We start from the raw sequence: 3,344 nt of genomic DNA, 5'->3' as shown, positions 1-3,344 counted from the left end.
CTCGCCGAGCAGTGCCGCCAGGCCGACAGCGGCCGCCTCCCGCACCCCGCGCGGGTCGTCGGCGGACCGGGCCAGCCGGCGCAGCACCTGCACCCAGGGCCAGTAGTCGGGAGCGGTGTCGGAGTCCCAGCAGGCGGCGCCGAGCACCAGCGCCCCGCCGCGGCGGGCCTCGTCGGCGGCGGCCGACACCAGCGTGGTCTTGCCGATGCCCGGCTCGCCGGTGACCAGGACGAGACCGCCGTGACTGTCGACCAGCCGGGCCACCTCGGCGCGCAGCAGCGCAGCGGGATGCTCCCGCCCGATGAGGTGTTGGCCGAACCGCGGCTCCATGACCTCACGACGCTAGCCGAAGGGTCCGACAAGGAGGGTCCCTCAGAGCCGCGCGTCGGTCACCACGTGCGCGCACGCCGGGCAGGCGGCCGGTCCCTGTTCGGCGAACCACCGGCAGGTACGCCGGATCGCGCACTTCGGCAGCGTCTCCTCGGCCGGCGGGGCGGTCTCGGCGTACGAGGCGGCCATCCGGGCGCCCAGCCCGCAGTGCGAGCCGGTCCAGAAGCCACAGGACGAGGTGACGCACGGGCCGGCGAGTCGGGCCCGCGACTCGATCGGCTCGTCGGAGTCACCGAGCCCGGCGAGCGCCACCTCGGCCGGTACGGCCGGAGTCACGTAGGCCACCCGGCCCGCCGGAGTGATCATGCCGAGGAACACGGTGGCGTTCGACGCCGGGGTGCTCGGGCACATCCGCTCCGGCGTGCCGGCCGGCCGGGCGGCGTCGGTCACCGCTGGATCCAGAACCCGATGTCGTTGATCTTCTGCCCGAGGTCCTGGGCGAACGGCCCGTCGATGACCCAGAGGCCGTACCACTCGGGACGCAGCTTGATGTTGCCGTGGCCGACGGTCAGCGGGTTGGTCAGCCTGGCGTCGGCGGTACGCAGCGCGGCCAGGCCGGCCTTCTGGATCTCCGCGGCGATCACTGTCTGCTGTTCGGGGCTCAGGTCGACGCCGTCGACCACGAAGCGGAACTCGTTGCGGGCCATGTGCTTCCTCCGGTCACTCGTACGATTCGGTGCCCAGCCCGCGACGCAGGCTGGTGCGGGTGAAGGCCGCCCAGCCGGCGTGCGAGGCGGCGTCGGTGCGATGCCCGGCGCGGGCGAGCACCCGGGCGGCGTGCTCCGCCCAGCGGTCGGCGGTCGCCGTGGTGTCGCCCCACAGTTCGCGGCAGGACGCGACCGCGAAGGCGACCTGTTCCGGCGCGCCGGTGAACCCGGCGGGTCCGTCGGCGACCCGGATCGTGCCGTCCGGGCGGACCCGCACGCTCGGGAAGTGGTGGTGCAGGCTGGCCAGCGTGGCCAGGTGGGTGGCGTCCCGCCGGCCGGCGGCGAAGCCGGCGCGCAGCTCGTCGTCGCGGCGGTGCCGGATCCCGTGCAGCACCAGCGCGTCGCCGGCCGCCTCGATCCGGGCGACCACCTGCACCGGCACGCTCCAGGCCGCCGGCGAGTTCGCCGACCAGAACGCCAGCCAGGCGGCGAGCCGGGCGTGGAAGTCGGCCTGGACGGCGACCGGGAGTGCGGATCCGTCGGGCGCCCGCAGCGCGGCGGTGGCGATGCGGTCCCGGGAGACGAGTGGCGTCGCGGGGCGGCCCGGTGCGGCCGCCGCGGCGCCGGTGGTGGTGGCGACGGCCAGGCCGGTCACTGTGACCGCAGAGGCCGCCGCCGCGCCGGCGAGCAGTCGCCGACGGTCGAGCAGGTGTCCGTTGTCGTTCATCGTCGGCCCTTCGTCGACGGCAGTGCTCCGACGCTATCGACCGGAAGCGATCAGAAATACACCCTGCGTGACGGGAGGCCGACAGGAAAGCCGGGGATACCCGGCGGCGTGAACGACCGTTCCTGTGCCCGGTTCACGCCACCCCGGCCGGACGGGCGGTCAGGCCCGGAGCAGCCCGGCCACGGCCCGCTGCGCGTCGACGACGGTCGCCGCCGGCAGGTCGAGCGTCCAGAGTGCCGCGGCCAGGTAGTCCAGGACGCGCCAGCGCTGCTCGCCGGTGAGCGGCGGGCGTCGTGGTCCACCGAGGACCGGTGCGCCGGCGTCCGCGGGCACGCCGTCCGGACTCCGTCGCGTCCCGCCCAGCGCCGCGCCCAGCCGGGCGGTGAGCAGCGCGGCGAGCCGGCGGCGGTCCACCCCGATCAGGTACGGCGCCAGCTCCGCGTCCGCAGCGATCAGCCGCAGCCAGCGGTGCACCGCGGCGCGCACGGCGACCGGGCCGAGCCGTTCGCAGGGCTCGCGGGGACAGGTCACCAGCTCCGTGGTCCGCACGACCAGGGGTACGGATGATCGAGCCCGGTCAGTTCACCGCAACCCTTGATATCGATGAATGCCTATCTATAGGCTTGCGGCGTTCCGCTCACCCCCCCCATCCCAAGGAGTGTGAACCATGCGTAAGCCCAAGCTGTCCCGGATCCTCGCCACCCTCGCGGCCGCGACGCTGGCAGCAGTAGGCGCGGTAGCCGTCAACCCGGCTCCGGCCTCCGCCGCCGTCCGCAACGTCTGCTACAACATCAGCCAGGCCGGCCCGTTCGCCAACACGGCGGTGCAGGCGGCGGCGATCTGGAACAACTACACGAACAACATCAACATGGCCCAGTGCGGGTCCAACCTGCGGATCACCTACACCTACGGCGGCGGCTCGTACGCCCAGCGCACCAGCCTCGGCAACGGCCGCGTGGTGATCGACTACAACCAGGCCCAGCAGTACTCGGCACTGCGCATCATGACGCACGAGATCGGCCACATCCTCGGCCTGCCGGACAACTACAACGGCAACTGCGCCATCCTGATGTCCGGCGGCAGCGCCGGCACGAGCTGCACCAACCCGTACCCCAGCTCCGCCGAGGCATCCCGGGTCGACTCGCTGTTCGGCTTCGCCGTCCGCAGCGCGACGCCCGCCCAGGTCTTCACCGGCAGCTGGCCGGCCGCCTCGACGGTGGGCGCCCAGCGCTGACGACGCACTGACGACGGGGTCGGCGGATCACCGCCGGCCCCGTCCGCGCGTCCCACGCCGGCCGGACGCGGCGTCGTCGGCGAGATCCGCCGCGCGGCGGCTCAGCTCCTCGACCCGCTCCCGGAGCCGGCGCACGGCCCCGGCGTCGTCGTCCACCTCGGACACCTCGTCGAGCAGGCCCACGTAGTCGGCGGCCAGCCGCCGATGCGCCGGGGCAGCCGGCCCGGCATGCCCGTCCAGGTCGATGATCTGCTGGGCGAGGACAGCCGTGGCAGCGCCGAGCGCGGCCCGCTCGTCGGCGCGTGCGTCCCGCCCGGCCCGGCGGGCGTCGGCCAGCCGCCCGGCC

At 74.4% G+C, this 3,344-nt stretch carries 6 protein-coding genes and 1 pseudogene; 1 reads left to right on the top strand and 6 read right to left on the bottom strand.

The window, feature by feature from the left end:
• The 5 genes from AC2CHG_RS30755 to AC2CHG_RS30735 all read right to left on the bottom strand — a co-directional run.
• On the bottom strand, positions 1-330 hold a 330-nt coding region (locus AC2CHG_RS30755; RefSeq protein WP_484526135.1), incomplete at its 3' end, for an AAA family ATPase.
• A 42-nt stretch (positions 331-372) separates the two neighbouring features.
• The gene (locus AC2CHG_RS30750; RefSeq protein WP_091418959.1) at positions 373-780 is read right to left on the bottom strand and encodes a hypothetical protein; all 408 of its coding nucleotides are present in this window, start codon (positions 778-780) and stop codon (positions 373-375) included.
• Positions 777-1,037, bottom strand: a complete 261-nt coding sequence (locus tag AC2CHG_RS30745) for a class I SAM-dependent methyltransferase (RefSeq protein WP_262014913.1) — start codon at positions 1,035-1,037, stop codon at positions 777-779. Before AC2CHG_RS30745 ends, AC2CHG_RS30750 begins: the two co-directional genes overlap by 4 nt.
• Before the next feature lie 13 nt (positions 1,038-1,050).
• Entirely contained in the window at positions 1,051-1,764 is a 714-nt protein-coding gene (locus tag AC2CHG_RS30740) for a hypothetical protein (protein ID WP_262014914.1), read from the bottom strand.
• 159 nt (positions 1,765-1,923) lie between these two features.
• On the bottom strand, positions 1,924-2,313 hold the full coding sequence (locus AC2CHG_RS30735) for a globin family protein (RefSeq protein WP_484526134.1): 390 nt from the start codon (positions 2,311-2,313) through the stop codon (positions 1,924-1,926).
• 118 nt (positions 2,314-2,431) lie between these two features.
• Here AC2CHG_RS30735 and AC2CHG_RS30730 point away from each other — a divergent pair, with 118 nt between their 5' ends.
• Positions 2,432-2,998 carry a snapalysin family zinc-dependent metalloprotease gene (locus tag AC2CHG_RS30730; protein ID WP_262014916.1) on the top strand — a complete coding sequence of 189 codons (567 nt, stop codon included), beginning with the start codon at positions 2,432-2,434 and terminating at the stop codon, positions 2,996-2,998.
• Positions 2,999-3,025: 27 nt separating this feature from the next.
• On the opposite strand, the pseudogene AC2CHG_RS30725 reads toward AC2CHG_RS30730, so the two are convergent.
• A pseudogene (locus AC2CHG_RS30725) lies at positions 3,026-3,344 on the bottom strand (hypothetical protein); the annotation flags it as partial.

The organism is Micromonospora sp. ATLC20 (assembly GCF_057196585.1).
The sequence above is the reverse complement of the archived record's forward strand: the minus strand, read 5'-3'. Positions and strand labels throughout refer to the sequence as shown.

Coding starts and splice junctions, on each gene's coding strand:
- AC2CHG_RS30730 (WP_262014916.1), top strand. CDS start 2,432: ATGCGTAAGCCCAAGCTGTCCCGGATCCTCGCCACCCTCGCGGCCGCG.
- AC2CHG_RS30740 (WP_262014914.1), bottom strand. CDS start 1,764: ATGAACGACAACGGACACCTGCTCGACCGTCGGCGACTGCTCGCCGGC.
- AC2CHG_RS30745 (WP_262014913.1), bottom strand. CDS start 1,037: ATGGCCCGCAACGAGTTCCGCTTCGTGGTCGACGGCGTCGACCTGAGC.